At 47.0% G+C, this 16,163-nt stretch carries 16 protein-coding genes; 9 read left to right on the top strand and 7 right to left on the bottom strand.

What is annotated here, in order from left to right:
- Window positions 1-30 precede the first annotated feature (30 nt).
- Window positions 31-954 (bottom strand): phosphatase PAP2 family protein, encoded by a 924-nt coding sequence (locus tag AKL11_RS16700; RefSeq protein WP_067519477.1) that lies wholly within the window; start codon window positions 952-954, stop codon window positions 31-33.
- Window positions 954-1,553: a TetR/AcrR family transcriptional regulator gene (locus AKL11_RS16695; protein ID WP_067519475.1), complete on the bottom strand. Its 600-nt coding sequence runs from the start codon at window positions 1,551-1,553 to the stop codon at window positions 954-956. The genes AKL11_RS16700 and AKL11_RS16695 overlap by 1 nt, the downstream gene beginning before the upstream one ends.
- A gap of 115 nt (window positions 1,554-1,668) precedes the next feature.
- Between AKL11_RS16695 and AKL11_RS16690 the strand changes: the two genes are divergently transcribed.
- Window positions 1,669-2,211: a thioredoxin family protein gene (locus AKL11_RS16690; protein WP_067519473.1), complete on the top strand. Its 543-nt coding sequence runs from the start codon at window positions 1,669-1,671 to the stop codon at window positions 2,209-2,211.
- Here the strand turns inward: AKL11_RS16690 and AKL11_RS16685 are convergent.
- The 4 genes from AKL11_RS16685 to AKL11_RS16670 form a co-directional block, all read right to left on the bottom strand.
- Window positions 2,198-2,830 (bottom strand): tRNA-uridine aminocarboxypropyltransferase, encoded by a 633-nt coding sequence (locus AKL11_RS16685; RefSeq protein WP_067519471.1) that lies wholly within the window; start codon window positions 2,828-2,830, stop codon window positions 2,198-2,200. The genes AKL11_RS16690 and AKL11_RS16685 overlap by 14 nt on opposite strands.
- A 59-nt stretch (window positions 2,831-2,889) precedes the next feature.
- Entirely contained in the window at window positions 2,890-3,165 is a 276-nt protein-coding gene (locus AKL11_RS16680; protein ID WP_067519469.1) for a DUF406 family protein, read from the bottom strand.
- Between the two features lie 81 nt (window positions 3,166-3,246).
- On the bottom strand, window positions 3,247-3,714 hold the full coding sequence (locus AKL11_RS16675) for a YjiG family protein (protein ID WP_067519466.1): 468 nt from the start codon (window positions 3,712-3,714) through the stop codon (window positions 3,247-3,249).
- Between the two features lie 2 nt (window positions 3,715-3,716).
- Window positions 3,717-4,421, bottom strand: a complete 705-nt coding sequence (locus AKL11_RS16670) for a nucleoside recognition domain-containing protein (protein WP_067519464.1) — start codon at window positions 4,419-4,421, stop codon at window positions 3,717-3,719.
- 318 nt (window positions 4,422-4,739) lie between these two features.
- Here AKL11_RS16670 and ppc point away from each other — a divergent pair, with 318 nt between their 5' ends.
- Complete coding sequence (gene ppc, locus AKL11_RS16665; RefSeq protein ID WP_067519461.1) at window positions 4,740-7,415, top strand: phosphoenolpyruvate carboxylase; 2,676 nt, start codon at window positions 4,740-4,742, stop codon at window positions 7,413-7,415.
- Between the two features lie 339 nt (window positions 7,416-7,754).
- Here the strand turns inward: ppc and AKL11_RS16660 are convergent, their stop codons facing one another.
- Window positions 7,755-8,897 carry a hypothetical protein gene (locus tag AKL11_RS16660; protein ID WP_157673616.1) on the bottom strand — a complete coding sequence of 381 codons (1,143 nt, stop codon included), beginning with the start codon at window positions 8,895-8,897 and terminating at the stop codon, window positions 7,755-7,757.
- Between the two features lie 198 nt (window positions 8,898-9,095).
- Here AKL11_RS16660 and AKL11_RS16655 point away from each other — a divergent pair, with 198 nt between their 5' ends.
- The 7 genes from AKL11_RS16655 (at window position 9,096) to tsaB (ending at window position 16,160) form a co-directional block, all read left to right on the top strand.
- Window positions 9,096-10,550 (top strand): oligopeptide:H+ symporter, encoded by a 1,455-nt coding sequence (locus AKL11_RS16655; RefSeq protein ID WP_067519457.1) that lies wholly within the window; start codon window positions 9,096-9,098, stop codon window positions 10,548-10,550.
- Between the two features lie 34 nt (window positions 10,551-10,584).
- On the top strand, window positions 10,585-10,839 hold the full coding sequence (locus AKL11_RS16650) for a tautomerase family protein (RefSeq protein WP_245673617.1): 255 nt from the start codon (window positions 10,585-10,587) through the stop codon (window positions 10,837-10,839).
- A gap of 45 nt (window positions 10,840-10,884) precedes the next feature.
- Window positions 10,885-12,348, top strand: a complete 1,464-nt coding sequence (locus tag AKL11_RS16645) for a hypothetical protein (RefSeq protein ID WP_157673615.1) — start codon at window positions 10,885-10,887, stop codon at window positions 12,346-12,348.
- A gap of 180 nt (window positions 12,349-12,528) precedes the next feature.
- Window positions 12,529-13,332, top strand: a complete 804-nt coding sequence (locus AKL11_RS16640) for a substrate-binding periplasmic protein (protein ID WP_067519453.1) — start codon at window positions 12,529-12,531, stop codon at window positions 13,330-13,332.
- A 124-nt stretch (window positions 13,333-13,456) separates the two neighbouring features.
- On the top strand, window positions 13,457-14,578 hold the full coding sequence (locus AKL11_RS16635) for a beta-ketoacyl-ACP synthase III (RefSeq protein WP_095210468.1): 1,122 nt from the start codon (window positions 13,457-13,459) through the stop codon (window positions 14,576-14,578).
- Window positions 14,579-14,744: 166 nt separating this feature from the next.
- The gene (adk, locus tag AKL11_RS16630) at window positions 14,745-15,395 is read left to right on the top strand and encodes an adenylate kinase (protein ID WP_067519448.1); all 651 of its coding nucleotides are present in this window, start codon (window positions 14,745-14,747) and stop codon (window positions 15,393-15,395) included.
- Between the two features lie 93 nt (window positions 15,396-15,488).
- Complete coding sequence (tsaB, locus tag AKL11_RS16625) at window positions 15,489-16,160, top strand: tRNA (adenosine(37)-N6)-threonylcarbamoyltransferase complex dimerization subunit type 1 TsaB (protein WP_067519790.1); 672 nt, start codon at window positions 15,489-15,491, stop codon at window positions 16,158-16,160.
- Window positions 16,161-16,163: the final 3 nt, after the last annotated feature.

Here is a 16,163-nt window from a genome sequence, read left to right as displayed (position 1 = left end):
TGGTACAGCGAATTACCCAACTAAAGGCAATTATTTAAAGAGCCGCTGATGAATTTTTGGCCATATCCAACATGCCCACAGGCTAATGAAGAATCCTAATAACCAGAACAATAGATATTGAAGAAAAGAGTGAGGTAAATCCTGAATAAATGGTGAAAGATAGTTTTTCGATTGCCAGATGACATACAGAGAAATTACGCCAGGAAAGACTTTGGTCGCCAGTCGTTTTTTAATGGTTCCATGATGATGTGAGAGCTTATTGCTGAGCATGGGTAAAAGGGATATGGCAATGCCAAATAATAGACCAGAAAAAAAGGCAAGGTGCTGGTAGGAGGGTGATTCGCCAGGTTGAATAGTTAAAATACCATGTGCTAAAAATGTGAGTAGACATGGTAGATGAACCAAGGCAAAAAGCAGTGCGAGCTGCCGGGGCGATGACAACCGGGTTATCCACCGACAAAACCGGGCTTCAAAACGGTAACTGAAAACGATAATGACCATCCCCAGTAAAAAACCAACAAGCACTTGTGAGAGATAGTGGACGCCCAGGTACAGTCTGGATAGGCCGATCGTAAAAATAAGTAAGATGGCAACGAACCGGAACAGTCTGGATGATATGGATACCGCCGCAGAACCCCAAAACACCATGGCATTTTGACTGTGCCCGGATGGCATTCCCCACTGATTTTCCCGCCAGCCATTGAACAGCTCCGGATAGTCCATATAAGGGCGGGATGAGAGAATAAACTGCTTCAAACCAGTAAATATGGCAGTGCTAAATAGTGTCAGGCAAGACAGCCGTGCTGCCAGCGCAGTACACCCACACCAGAAAAGAATGGCGCAGAATAGCAGATAGAACTCGCTATAGGCGCATTCAGAAATAACGCGAAGTCCGTCGTCAAAGGGTTTGAGGTGAACCTGCAGAAAGGCAATGAGTTGGCTTGAATCAGACATTATTTTTCCGGGAAATGCGTTGGAAAAAGTGAGTGAAGACATCGGCAGACCTGACGGTCAAGGGATTGCTGGTTAAGATCAAACCTTGCAAACACTTGAATGCTTAAATAAAGCCCTAAAAGCTGGTGGGCATAGGATTCAATATTGTTATTTGGAAGGTTGTCAGAAAGCATGGGCTTACTTAACGCGGCTTTAAAACCATCAGTGAGTACTTTAATACCCTTATGCATCAAATCTTCAGACTCTTCAGGCAGTAAGTGTTGCTCATGGCTGGCAGAGACCAGAAAGCAACAGCTGCGATAATTGAATTCGGTTTTATGGCGGTAGCCAGAGGTAAAAAAACGACGAAGCTGAATCAAAGACACGGCGTCGTGCAGATACTTGCTCACTCGCGGTTGAAGGTGCTTATCAATGTAATAAGACAGGGCACTCAAATACAATTGTTCCTTATTTTTAAAGTGATAATAAAGACTGCCCGGGTTCATTCCGGTTGCCTCTTCTAATTGTTTGAGAGAGCAGGCAGAGAACCCCATTAGCCAGAATTGATCCAGTGCCGCATTGATGGCTGTTGGAGGATCAATACAGCAGGTTCTTCCCATTCTTGCTTTTCCTCAGGTGCTGGGTACTGATATGCCCGCAAGTTGTTTACAGTGTTATTTTTAGATGCAGATATAAAATAGCAGAGTTTCTAAATACCGCACGCAGGAGCCAAATATGTCACTAACACCCTCTTACATGGTTGAGCTGGGTTTTTCTGCACCAGCATTTGAGCTTACTAATGTGTTTTCAGGCTTACCGACAAAATTGCAGGATGTGGCTGGAGAAAAAGGACTTCTGGTGATGTTTATCTGCAACCACTGCCCTTTTGTGATTCATCTTGAGCAAGCGCTGGTGGCGCTTGGCAAAGAGTTTTACGGTACAGGGCTGGGCATTGTTGCCATCAGTGCCAACGATGCTGAGAACTATCCACAGGATCGACCAGAGCTGATGGCGGAAAAACCGTATGGTTTCCCTTATCTCTATGATGAATCTCAGGAAGTGGCAAAAGCCTATAAAGCGGAATGCACGCCGGACTTTTTCCTTTTTGATGGTGACCTGAAGTGTGTATACCGAGGGCGCTTTGATGATTCAAAGCCGGGCAATGGTAAACCGGTGAGTGGCAGTGATTTGAGAGAAGCCATGACAGCGTTGCTGAAAGGTAAGCCGATCAACCAGAACCAGCAACCCAGTATGGGCTGTAATATCAAGTGGCGCTAGGTGGGTTGTTTTTCTGGTGGTTCCTCTGATAGTTCTTCTGATAAGTGCTTTGCCCCATGGCATTGATTTGCTGATTGATCATTTGATCAAACGCATTGAGTAATGGTTCATGAGCCTGTGGATCATTAACCGCTTCTCGCAGCAGTGCCACCGTTGCCTCCAGAGTTGATAGTGATTCTTTGCCCGGTGCTTTACGAATTCGGTAGTTAGACGCGGGTAAATCCTTCAACGCTATGCAGGGTAATGCCTGTAGCCAGAGATTGGTAAAATAGATTTTCTTGGCTTTGCGCCACGTACCGTCTAAAACAATAAGCACCTCAGGTTTCCCCTGCTCAAGGGCTTCATCACTGGTGATAGCGTGGTCACCCGGAAATAACAGATACGTTTTTCGTCCTTTCAACGCTGCCAGCAGCTCAGCGTTGTCCTCGAAATTCTCTCCGATGAAAATGGAGCAATTCTTAATACCGAGTTCAAGAATGCGGGCCGTATTCAGTGGGTGTCGAGTTTCTGTTGGGTGCTGGAGAATCACCAGATCCATGCAGGCCGTTTCTTCGCTAAGTGATTGGCAGAAGCACTGATTGAGTGGTCGGGTACAGCGCGGGCAAAGAGGTCTGGACATAATAGTATTTTTTATTTCTGTGAGCAGTCAAAAATGACTGCTCAGATAGAAACTGCAATTCAAGCATGCTTCATTTGAAAAATCAGTTTTTCAGCGGTGCAGTCAAAATCAAACATGGCGCGAATGATCGTTTGACCACTTTCATCAATGGTTTCAGACGTGATTTTGCAATTTCCGGAACCAATTTTAGCGGCTTCTACTTTCAAACCTTCCAGTTCGAAGTGCGCATTCACGCCGGAGAGGTTGATGGTCAGTACAGTATCGTCTTCGCGAATGACGGTACCTACTTCTACGCAGTTGCAGGCAATGCTTTCGAACTCGTCAGTATCTTGCATGATGTTAACCTTTAAAAACAACAAAGCCGGGCAGTGAGCCCGGCTTTTATTATTGATTGGATGATAACGAGGTATAAAAAATTACACCAGAATATTCATCACAAACATCGCCATCAGAGCGTTCATAATACAGATGCCGAACATGATCGGATAACGACGGCCATCAGTACCAACAACACCCAGAATACGGCCAGCGTATTGAATGGTAGAACCCATCAGGTAAATAGCAGGTGCCAGAATAGCGATATCACGAGCGTGCAGAGCACCCTCGTTCAGCAGGCCAACCGCAACACCCACAGCGCCGCCCATGGACATAACCGCAGCCATCAGAACCGCAGCGCCTTCACCAGGAACACCGAATACTGCCATCACTGGGCCAAAGACCACAGCCAGCAGGTTCAGAGCGCCGGTCAGGGACAGAATCTTGATGATAATAAAAGCCATCATGATGTTTGGGATGATACTACCAATCCCAATGCCCCAGCCTTTACGAGCGCCTTCAACGAAGACGTCAGTAATCATTTTCTTACTTTCTGGTGCAGCGCTCATGATTATTTCGCCTCCGCAGCTTGAGCTGAAACTTCTTTAGTGGCACTGGCTTTCTTGTCGATGGTCTTCAAGTAGAAGCGCATGACGTTGGCACCAACGATTTTGAAGATGAACATAACGATCAGAGCCAAGCCGATAGAGCCAGGCACGGCGGCGCCTGTTGTATCGGACAGGGTGAACAGGATCGCACCGGAGCCAAAGAAGTTCACGATCAGTGCACCACCAGAGAACTGGAATGCGGTAAAAATGTCTTTTTCTGTATCGTTCAGTTCACCTTCGTCGGACAGTGACTTGGTGATACCGGCGCCAACGTCAGTAGACTGAAGGCTGCCAATGATGGCCAGGCCAGTGGAGCCAGGAATACCCATCAGAGGACGCAGAAGTGGTGTCAGCATTTTCCGTGCTGCTTTTAGAGCGCCAAAGTGTTCCAGAACACTGATCATGCCCAGTGCAAACATGGCAGTAGGCACCAGACCCAGGGCAAACATGAATCCGTCGGCTGCGCCGCTACCGCCAACGCCACGGAATGTGGTTAAGCCACCAGTGGCATCTTTTAATACTTTACCAAAGCCACCGTTAAGGGTGGTGAAGTCAAAGACGCCATACCACTCTGTGGACTTAAGCAGTCCGGAAAAAAACACGACAGCAAATGCCAGCGCAATATAGGCTCCAATCGAAACCTTTTCCTGGTCATCAGTTTTCATCATTCCCCCCTGGGATGTTCACTCTAAAACCAGCAGATAAGGGTTTTATCCACAATATTCAAAAGCTTATAGAGGAGGGGGGGAAGTTAGAATCAGGGTTAGTCGTAGTATTTCGCACTATCGTTTCGGTAAATAGCGTAGGCGCAGACGATTGTAGAAAAAGACTGTTGTTATCGGAGGTTCGGTGATGTTTTTTGCGACTTTTGCCCTTTCTTTTCTGTTGAAATCTGGTGTTTTTCGTGGTGCGGCGATTTTGCTTTTTTCTGTTGAATTTCTGTTATAGGCTGCGGTCTAAGAAAAACTACTTATAGGCGAGTAACTATGTCAGAGAGTCCGTCATCGCTGCGCCGAAACGTCAATATGCTGGGTACCCTGCTCGGGGATGTTATCCGGGATCATAAAGGCGATGCTTTTTTCAATAAGATCGAAGCGATTCGTCAATTCTCCAAAGCGGCCAGAAGTGATGAAGGCCACGATGCTTCTGAAAACGCCGATCAGCAGGCACTGCTGGAGCTGCTCCACGAACTGCCCGATAACGAACTGACCCCCGTTGTACGTTCTTTCAGCCACTTCCTGAATCTCACCAACATTGCTGAACAGTACAACCTGGTGTCCCGGGAGTGTGAAGACAGTTATTGCGTGCCGGATCATTTTCAGGAACTCCTGAAAGCCCTCAAGCAAAAAGGCTTTTCTGATCAGCAAATTGCCGATAAGGCCGCAGAACTCGATATCGAGGTGGTGCTGACGGCGCACCCGACAGAAGTAACCCGTCGTACACTGATTCAAAAATACGAACAGATTTTTCAATGTCTGGATGAGTTGGACAACCCTTCTTTGGCAGAACGTGAACAGCAACGGGTGGAAGGTCGTATTCGCCAGCTAATCACACAAGCGTGGCACACATGGGAATTCCGCAGTAAGCGCCCAACACCAGTGGATGAAGCGAAGGGCGGCTTTGCCACCATTGAGCACTCATTGTGGTCTGCAGTGCCACAGTTTGTTCGCAAAATGGATGAACAGCTTCAGTCGTTTACTGGCGAGCGCCTGCCAATTGATGCGGTGCCGGTGCACTTCTCTTCCTGGATGGGCGGTGATCGTGACGGAAACCCATTTGTCACGTCCGAAGTGTCCCGGGAAGTATTGTTGCTCAGCCGTTGGATGGCCGCTGACTTATATCTCCGTGATTTAAAACCGCTGATCAGCGAACTCTCCATGAACGATTGCAGCGATGAGCTGCGTGAGTTGGCTGGGAATTCTCTGGAACCTTATTGGGAGGTTCTGAAAGACCTGCGGGAAAAACTGAAACACACCCGGCAGTGGTGCGAACGGGCGCTGGCTCGTCATGGCAGTGCCAATGAGTTACCAACGGCTGGCGTGCTGTTTGATAACGACGATCTGATCAAGCCTTTGCGCCTTTGCTATGAATCGCTGCACAGTTGTGGCCTTGGCATTATCGCGGATGGCCCACTGTTGGATGTGTTGCGCAGAGCTCATTGCTTTGGCTTAACGTTGATTAAGCTGGATATCCGTCAGGAGTCCAGCCGTCATACGCAGGTGTTTAGTGAGCTGACTAAATCACTCGGGCTGGGTGATTATGAACACTGGGAAGAGCTGGAGCGCCAGAGCTTTCTGTTGAAAGAACTACAAAATCCAAGACCACTGTTACCCCACAACTGGAAGCCCAGTGCCGATGTGCAGGAAGTGCTGGATACCTGTCGTGTGGTTGCCGCCGAAGGTGCGAAAGCACTGAACTGTTACGTGATATCCATGGCGAAAAAGCCATCGGATGTGCTGGCAGTGGCGCTGTTATTGAAAGAGTGTGGTGTGGATTTTGATATGCCCATCGCACCATTATTTGAAACGCTGGATGACTTGGATAACGCTCAGGAATGTATCCGTCATCTGTTGTCTTTACCGTGGTACCGCGGCTATTGCCACGGCGGCCAGATGGTAATGATTGGTTATTCAGATTCAGCAAAAGACGCTGGTTGGATGGCCGCGGCCTGGGCGCAATATCGCGCCATGGAAGCGGTCACCAAAGAATGTGCGGAAGCGGGTGTTCGTTTGACGCTGTTCCACGGTCGCGGCGGTACCATTGGCCGTGGTGGCGGCCCTGCACATGCGGCGATTCTTTCTCAGCCTCCGGGCTCAGTGAATAACCGCCTGCGAGTCACTGAACAGGGAGAAATGATTCGCTTCAAGTTTGGTTTCCCTCAGGTCGCCGTTCAAAGCCTGATGCTTTATGCCAGTGCGACATTGGAAGCCACGCTACTGCCGCCACCCACGCCTAAGCAGGAATGGCGGGATGTGATGGATCAGCTCTCTGAAGATTCCGTGAAGGTTTACCGTGGCATTGTGCGGGAAGAGCCGGATTTTGTGCCTTATTTTAGAGCCGTTACCCCTGAGTTGGAGTTGGGTAAGTTACCGCTGGGTTCTCGCCCGGCAAAACGTAAACCCAACGGTGGTGTGGAAAGTCTGCGGGCTATTCCATGGATTTTCGCCTGGACTCAGATACGACTGATGTTGCCTACCTGGTTAGGCTGTGGTCAGGCGCTGGCGACCGCCATCGAAAAAGATAACCGGGGCGTCATCGAAGATATGATGACCAACTGGCCATTCTTCAAGGCTCGTCTGGATATGCTGGAAATGGTGTTTATGAAAACCGATGCCCAGCTGGCGAAGTACTATGAAGATCAGCTGGTGCCGGAAAATCTTCGTTACCTTGGCGAACGTTTACGTCAGATGTTGTCTGATGCCATTGGTATTCTTTTGGATTTAAAAGGTGGCGATGAACTGATGTCTGGCAACCCTCAGACTCGGGAAGCCATTGCTCTGCGAAATCCTTATACCGATCCTCTGAACTTTTTGCAGGCAGAATTGCTGCAGCGAGTTCGTGCTGAGAGCTCTGATGAAGATGAAAAGCTGAGTGAAGCGCTTGAGCAGGCATTAATGGTCACCATGGCAGGTATTGCCGCAGGCATGCGCAATACTGGCTGATCGGTTCAAATTCGCAACTGTTTCAAGTTAAGATGGCCTGACAATAAAAAGAATACAAGTCAGGGCATCTTAAGTAGTTAACCACATGAAATCATATTTTCTGACTAAGTGGGCTGTTACTAAGCTTACTCCGATGTGCCCGGCACAGTAACCAACCGCTAAGTCAGAATATTCGATTTCATATGATCGGGTACTTAGGAACTGTCACAAAATAACTTCCACATTTAACCAGAACCGATGTCCGTTTACCGTAAAAGCCTCGCTGCTTGCGCTTTTATGGTAAACGGTAAACGCTTCTCTGAGGAGTGAAGTTATTCAGGGTCAATTCCATATGAGCTTTTATTGTTCAGTGAAGAGCTTTGCGTATTCCCTTTGGTAATCACCATCTATCTTTAGCAGGTCTTTTTTAACTTTGACCAAGGTGTCCTTCAGTTGAACAGCCTTAGATTGGGTGATGTGGAGTGGTTCAGAACGTTGAGTAGTTTCTGGCCTGTCTATAGCTGACAAGGCAAAGTCATTTTTACCTGAAAACAATAAGGGTTCAGAATCTGGCTGAGGAAGGTTGTTGTCTTTGTTTTTTGGCGATTCTTGCTTAATGCCCCCCAAGCTGGTTTCGAGGTTTTTGATATCCTTTTCAAGCAGATCGATATCGTTCTGACAGGGTTTTTTAAATTCTGCTGATCTTGGTAGTTTTGTGGAATGGTCTAAAGGTTGCTTCCTTTTTTTATTTGACGGCTTTGTTCTTCTTGCCTGGCTATTTGAGTTTTCTTGTTCCGTTTTAGATGGATCTGTATTTAACCCCATTAGTGCCATTGTGTGATAAGCATTCTCGGTTGCGCTATTTAAGTCGATTTCGGCCATTCTTTTTTCAAAATTCATGCTCTCGTTGCTGAAATAGTCCCGCAGTAATTCAAGCTTGTTGCGAACTTCTGATAATTCAGTGATCAGTTTTATTTCAATTGATTTATCAGGGTGGGTTACATAATTATCTGCATCGTCTATCGTATTTTTCAGAGTTATTTCGATATCCGATACTTCTTTGTGTATTTCTGATAGGCAATCCTGTGCTTCTTTTTTAGCAAAGGCTTCGGATGAAACGTTTTTTTCAATATTGGTCATCCTCGTTGTTCGAAGAGATGATCCTATATCATTATCTAGTGGTTCCGATAGTAGTTCCGATGAGTCTCTATAAGCACGCGCTTCGGATTGCTCCCCCCCCTTTCTGCTCATCTTAAGAATGGACATATCCAGTCTGTGTTGAGGGGTTTTTCCTCTACCGGAAATAGCCCGGCTGGAAATATCTCTCCTTGCATGTTGGGGGGGATTAAGTTCGCTTGTTTTCACCTTCAAACTGGCGTTTGACGGATGAGCAGCCAGATGCCTGTTATTGCGATGTACCGGTTTTGGGATTATAGAGAGGTTTACGTCATCTGTACGATTATCGAGCACTTTAGTAAAGCGGTGATCAGAAGAATTTATCATTTTATATCTCACTTTATATAATTGAACAGACTGCGTAACTATGACAATAGTCTATTACCAAATGATTGGTTTTAGTGACTTGAAAAGCTATCGGACTATACTCAGTAATATTGATTTCACAGAGCTATACTGCACGTCCATATCTCGTCAAAACCCGCTGTTAGCGAAAGTGCTTCCCGAGCATTATCCGGAGCCAGTATGTCGCAGTCGTTTAATATCCTGAAACAACCCAAACCTTTCTATTTAATCTTTTTTATCGAACTGTGGGAGCGCTTTGGCTACTACGGCCTACAGGCGTTGTTATCGCTGTATCTGGTACAGAGTCTTGGGCTTGATGAAGACGACGCCTTTATCACGTTTGGTGCATTCAGCGCCCTGGTTTTCGGTTTTGTCTCGGTTGGCGGGTTTATTGGTGACAACCTGTTTGGCACCAAGAGAACGATGGTTCTTGGCGCGCTGGTGATGATGGCTGGCTACTTGATGATGGCGTTCTCTAAGAATGATCAATCCATTGTCTATCTGGCGCTTGGTGTTATTGCTGTTGGTAATGGGTTATTCAAGGCCAACCCTGCAAGTTTACTGGCTAAATGTTATGAAGAAGGCGACAGTCGCCTGGATGGCGCTTTTACCCTTTATTACATGTCTATTAACATTGGTTCCTTTATTTCAATGACCATGGTTCCCTACATAGCAGACTATTTTGGTTGGGGTATGGGCTTTCTGGTCAGTGCTATTGGACTATTTATTGCTGTCAGCAATTATTTCCTTATGCGTCACTGGGTGTCTGATTACGGGTCTAAACCCGATTTCAGCCCAGTGTCGTTAAAAATACATGTTTTGCTATACGCTGCAATTATCATTGCCTGTGGGTGCAGTGCTCTGGTGCTGAATTATTTAATGATGGCAAACATCCTGCTCGCTGTTGTGGGCACTGGCGCATTGATAAAATTCATAAAAGAAATTCTGGTGGCCAAAGGACATGATCGACGAAAGATGATTGTTGTTCTGGTGCTTATGCTGGAGGCCGTGGTGTTTTTTGTGATGTATATGCAGATGCCAACCTCTCTGAATTTCTTTGCTATCCAAAATGTGCAGCCAGTGTTGCTGGGCATTACGATCAATCCAGTCACTTTTCAATCCTTAAACCCATTCTGGATTATGGTTGCCAGCCCCATATTCGCCTGGCTTTATAATCGCACTGAGCAGGATGGCCACGGCTTGAGTATGCCGGGTAAATTTGCGCTCGGAATGTTATGCACTTCGCTCAGCTTCCTCGTTTTACCCATTGCGGCAAAGTTTGCGGATGATCTGGGTGTTGTTTCATCATCCTGGTTGGTTCTGAGTTATCTGTTTCAAGCGATGGGTGAGTTGTTGATCAGTGGTCTCGGGTTGGCAATGATTGCCCAACTTGTACCCTCGCGCCTTCACGGCTTTATTATGGGTATCTGGTTTCTCACCAGTTCTGCAGCTTCGGTCATTGCTGGTCATGTCGCGGGGATGACGGCGTTAGACGACGATGAGGTGTTAACCGCCCTTGATACCTTGCCCATCTACAGTGATTTTTTCACTCGCATGGGCGTTATATCCCTTGGTGTTGCCATTTTGATGATGCTGTTTGCCCGTAAACTGCACCGGATGATTGTAGAGGAATGAAAAGCACAGACCCTAATTAAGTAGACTACCCTGTATGGGTCTTAATACTATGAGGTCTATTGATATGCCATTTGTTTCTGTAAAAACGGTTAAGGGCGTGTTTAACGAGATTCAAAAGCAGGAAGTGATGGATGGTATTTCAGAACTGTTGGTCAAGGTAGCCGATGTGGGCAAAGACGGTTTTCAGGATGCTGTCTGGGTAGTGATTGAGGAACAGGAGCCGGGGAATTGGAATCAGGGAGGTGAGAGCATTGAGTTAGATGCTTCAAGGAAACGTCGGGGACGGTAATTTAATGTCAGCGTGTGTCTGAACTTTTCTCATTTTTGAGTATCTATGTCACCAAGCAATTCAGTGGAATGGATACTCTATGTCATGGAGTCAAAATCCTTACAATTCGATTATCATACAACGGGCGTTAGTCGTGTGGCTTCGCAGGCAGTACCCAGTAGCAGTCACTCATTCGGTACTTCAAATCCAAGTAAGCCGGTTGGTAATGCCTTTCATTCAATCAGTGGTCATTCTGTTCGCTCAGCTACAACGCCTTCACCGTATATGCCGAAGCTTGATGCAAATCAGTTGGGAGGGAGGCAAGTGAAAACAGAAAACCGGCATATTACTCTCCCTTCCTCAAATGTAATTGCCGTCGGGCAACATATAAACAAAGCTGCTGATAGCCATTGGTGTGACGCTATTGATACGGATGGTCATCCCTTTATTTCATATGATGAGGGTATTTTCGGTGCTGATTCGCCAACAAGGCCCCACTCTCCTGATTTCGCGTCGGCGTGGGGTTATGAATCACCACGCTCATCATCTCCGCAGCTGAGCGATGGTTCAAGTAGTGGCTATGGCTCCTCTCGTAGGGGATCCCCCGCAAGCCCCATTGACAATCCTACTGAGTTTTGTCCAGCTTCGATCGCTGAAGTTCAGTCTGGTATTGCATCTTTACTGAGTGGTTGGAACAATCAGTCTGTTGTTCAAGGGTCCTTGATGGTACACAGACCCTCTGCCCCTGTTGAGAATAGTGACTCTGACTCTATGGGGTCATCAGCGTGTCGCTATGCTTCTGTTACAAGCGCCATGTCGCAGGAATCCACTGACAGTTATGTCTCATGTACCAGGCGTACAACAGCTCGTGAGTTCTTCGGAAGTGACAATGTAAAACTATTGCAACAGATCAAAGAGATGGGGTTTACAAATAAAGATATTGATGATGGCGTCCATTCTATTGTACGTACAAACCCATTTACCGTGATTCATAATAAACGGGAACTGATGGCGGCAGTGTTTCAAGGGTTGGTTGAAAAATATAAAACACAAGCGTCCACTGTCTTTTATGTGTTGCCATCACCTCTTCCTGCGCCGTCAGTGGTATTGGGGTCTCAGACGGCAAAATTAATAGAGAAAGCAAAAGAGTGGGGGCTTTCGGATGATTGCATTGCCATTGGTTTGAATTATTACTTTAACGCTCGGTGGGAAAGTGTTCCCTGGACTCTCCAGCAGCTGGTTGATTCGGCTGCGCAGGCCACAGCTTACAAAATATCTCATCCTGACGTTGGCACAATAATAGGCGGCAATAAAGATATTATCAGTATGTTGTTGGATTTAAGGGCGTTGGAATTCCCTAAGGAATGTACTTTGCAGGTGCTGACTTGTTTTGTGAAAGACAATCAGAAATACCCCAGACATGTTGCCGAAATAGTGGATTTTATGACAAGAAAAATTGGTGTGGGTGAGAGAGATCCATTTGAGTATGCTCCTTGGCAGCTTTGGCAATTTTGGCAGTTGAAATTTTAGTTTATTGGGCGGTTCTATTGCTACGAAGAAAAAATAACTCATTGATTTACTAACATTGGCTCTTCATTTAATATCTTTTCGCAAGTTAGTCTTACACTAATAATAAAAAATCAAAGCACACGAGTTTGATGTCCACATAAATAATAAAATCGTAGTGCTTTGCAGTAAAAGGCAGTCTCTATGAAGTGGTTTTCATTATTCCTCGGTTTATTCTGTTTTTCAGCTTTCGCTTCTGCGTCGGAAACTATTTCCCCAGACGCTGAAGCCGCTAAGATCAAACGTAAAAGCCTTAATTTTGCTGCCCCGGTATGGGCTGGTTATACGTACAATAATGGCACGGGACTTTATTGGGATCTTCTTAAAGAAGTGTATGAACCTCTTGGTTTTACATTGAACTTTAAGAGCTTGCCCTGGAACAGAAGCATGAAGTTGATGACGGAATATCGAACGGTGGATGGTGTTCCCGGAGAAGGGCTTGATTCTGATTATGAGCACCTGGTTTTTAGTAAATACCCGTTAGAGCCGGAGTATCTTGCCCTTGTGTATTCGCCAGGGGTAGTAGCCTCTTTTGAACGATACCCGTCACTCAGTGGGAAAGTGGTTGGCATGCGCGCCGGATACAATTTAGTACCGGAAGGTGAGCGTTATGGTGAATTTCAACTGAAAGAATTCACCAGCCTGCAAAAAGGCATGCAGTTATTAAAAGCCGGTGCAATAGATGTGCTGGTGGATGAATTTTCTGAAATAGATACCATCGCAGGTGAAAATAATATTAGTCTGGATCAGTTTGAAGTGACTGAGTTTGAAACCGGAGACTATTATTACATGTCGTTCAATGACAGCCCTGCCAACAAACCATTGGTGACGATTTTCGATGCCCGCATGGAGACACTGGCTAAAGAAGGTGTTCTAGAAGAACTTTATGCCCACTGGATGGTGGATATGCCTGAGCCTTTGGTAGCGTTGAGTGGTAATAGTAAGTAGTAACAGTGGGCAATAAATTGTTGCAAAAATATGAACACTATTTGACAGCATTGAGTTCCCTTGCTTTTTGCCCTGCTATAAGATGCTGGAATATAAAAGCTATAAAGCATGGGAAGGAATTATTGTGCCAGACGTAGTGATTAGTGGTACCGGGCTCTATACCCCGCCAGAGTCAATCAGCAATGATGAGTTGGTTGAAGCATTCAACACTTGGGTGGATCAGGAAAACGATCTGAATCGTGAAGCCATTGCTGCTGGTGAAGTTGAGCCGCTGGCAAAGAGTAGCAGTGAATTTATAGAAAAGGCTTCCGGCATTGTCAGCCGCTATGTTGTCAACCGGGATGGCGTTCTCGATCCTCAGCGAATGATCCCCCGGATTCCTGATCGATCAAATGATCAGATGTCCATTCAATGTGAAATGGCCATCCATGCTGCTCGGGGTGCCTTGGCGCAAGCGCAGGTGGATGCCACCGAAGTAGATATGGTTATCGTTGCCTGCTCCAATCTTCAGCGTGCTTATCCCGCCATTGCGGTAGAGATTCAGCATTATTTGGGCTGCGATGGTTACGGCTACGATATGAATGTGGCTTGTTCATCGGCGACCTTTGGTATTAAAGCGGCAGCCGATGCCATTCAAAGTGGTTCCGCAAAGCGGGTGTTGATGGTGAGCTCGGAGATCTGTTCTGGTCACCTGAATTTCCGTGATCGGGACAGTCACTTCATCTTCGGTGATGCTTGCACAGCCGTATTGTTGGAGCGTGAAGATCTGGTTCGTCGTAAAGACGGCTACAAAGTGGTTGGTTGTCATCTTTGGACTCAATTCTCCAACAATATCCGCAACAACTTCGGTTTCCTGAATCGTGGTGATGAAGAGGGTGTTGGGAAACTGGACAAACTGTTTATCCAGAACGGTAGAAAGGTGTTTAAAGAAGTCTGCCCGCAAGTGGCGAAGCACATCGCAGGTCATCTTGAGTCTTTGGAATTGGCTGCCAGTGATATGAGCCGGTTATGGCTTCATCAGGCCAATCTGAACATGAACCAGCTGGTTGCCCGCAAGCTTCTGGGGCGCGAGCCTACGGTGCAGGATGCACCGGTTATTCTAAATGAGTACGCTAATACCAGTTCTGCAGGTTCCATCATTGCTTTCCATAAGCATTCACTGGACCTTAAAGCCGGTGATAAAGGCGTGATTTGCTCCTTTGGTGCAGGTTATTCCATCGGAAGTGTGGTGGTTGAAAGGCAGTAAAGGTGGTCTTAGGTAAGACAGTCCAAGCTTGTCACCGGGCGTCAGGCTGTATATCCTTGTCGGCTTTTTAGAAGTTTGCGAATTATCCAGGCCAGACGTTGTCTAAATGCCTTTAACATAAACAGGCATAAGCATTGGCTTCGATGGCTGGCAACAGGAGATTTTCATGCGCGTAATTCTGCTGGGTGCGCCGGGCGCCGGTAAAGGGACTCAGGCTCAATTTATCATGGAAGAGTATGGGATTCCCCAGATCTCGACTGGCGATATGCTTCGTTCTGCTATCAAGAATGGTACTGAGCTGGGTAAAAAGGTGAAGGCAGTTATGGACTCCGGAGCTTTGGTTTCTGACGACATCATCATTGCACTAGTGAAAGAACGTATCACTGAAAATGATTGTGCACATGGCTTTCTGTTCGATGGCTTCCCCCGCACGATTCCTCAGGCTGAAGCCCTGCGTGATGCCGGTGTTGCCATTGATCACGTGGTTGAAATCGCTGTTGCCGACGAAGAAATCGTCAAGCGTATGAGTGGTCGTCGCGTGCACCCGGAAAGTGGCCGTACTTACCACGTGGTATTCAATCCACCTAAAGACGAAGGTAAGGACGACGTCACCGGCGAAGCACTGGTTCAACGTGCGGATGATGAAGAAGCAACCGTTCGCAAGCGCCTGAATGTTTACCATGATCAGACGGCACCACTGGTGGCCTTCTATCAGGAAATGGGCGGTGAAACCCGCTACAGCCGTATTGAAGGTGTAGGTTCTGTTGCTGATATCAAGCAGCAGGTGCTGGATGCCCTGAAGCCGGTAATTGCCTGAGAACCAATGGTTCTTGATTAAATAAGAAAAGCCGGAGTGTTTTGCACTGCCGGCTTTTTTGATTGTTTAAAAGAGATAGACTTAAAAACCATCATGAAAATCCTTGCACTGGATACCGCCACAGAAGCTTGTTCTGTTGCCCTGAATCTGGATGGTGAAGTGATTGAACACTTCGAGCTATCCCCCCGTCGCCACAGCCGTGACCTGTTGCCGATGGTTGAGTCACTGCTAGCCAAAGCCGGGGTAACACTTAAACAGCTTGATGCCATTGCCTTTGGCCGCGGCCCTGGTGCATTTACTGGTTTACGTGTGGCTACCGCCATGACTCAAGGGCTGGCTTATGCCGTCGACTTGCCGGTAATCCCGGTGTCCACACTGGCCGCTCTGGCACAGCAGGCGTACCGTGAACAAAATACATCCCACGTACTTAGCGCCATTGATGCCCGCATGAGCGAAGTCTACTGGGGTGCATATAAGGCAGAGAATGGCCTGATGACGCCAATGCTCGATGAGCAGGTGATTGCTCCGCAGCTGGTTTCTGCGCCGGTAATTGAAACCCAATGGTATGGCATTGGCACCGGCTGGGCTTTTCGGGAGCAAATGCCGGTAACGGTGTTTGATTGTGTGACGGAAACCTGGCCACGAGCTTACGATATAGCCCTGCTGGCTGCCGCCGACTTTACTATGGGTAAATTACTTCCAGCCGAGCAGGCCATGCCCGTTTACCTTCGGGATAAAGTGGCTCTGAAAAAGTCGGAACGTTAAGGC

The sequence above is a fragment of the Endozoicomonas ascidiicola genome (assembly GCF_001646945.1).
Lineage (GTDB): Bacteria > Pseudomonadota > Gammaproteobacteria > Pseudomonadales > Endozoicomonadaceae > Endozoicomonas > Endozoicomonas ascidiicola.
Note: the sequence above shows the minus strand (reverse complement) of the source record. Positions and strands in the feature narration are given on the sequence as shown.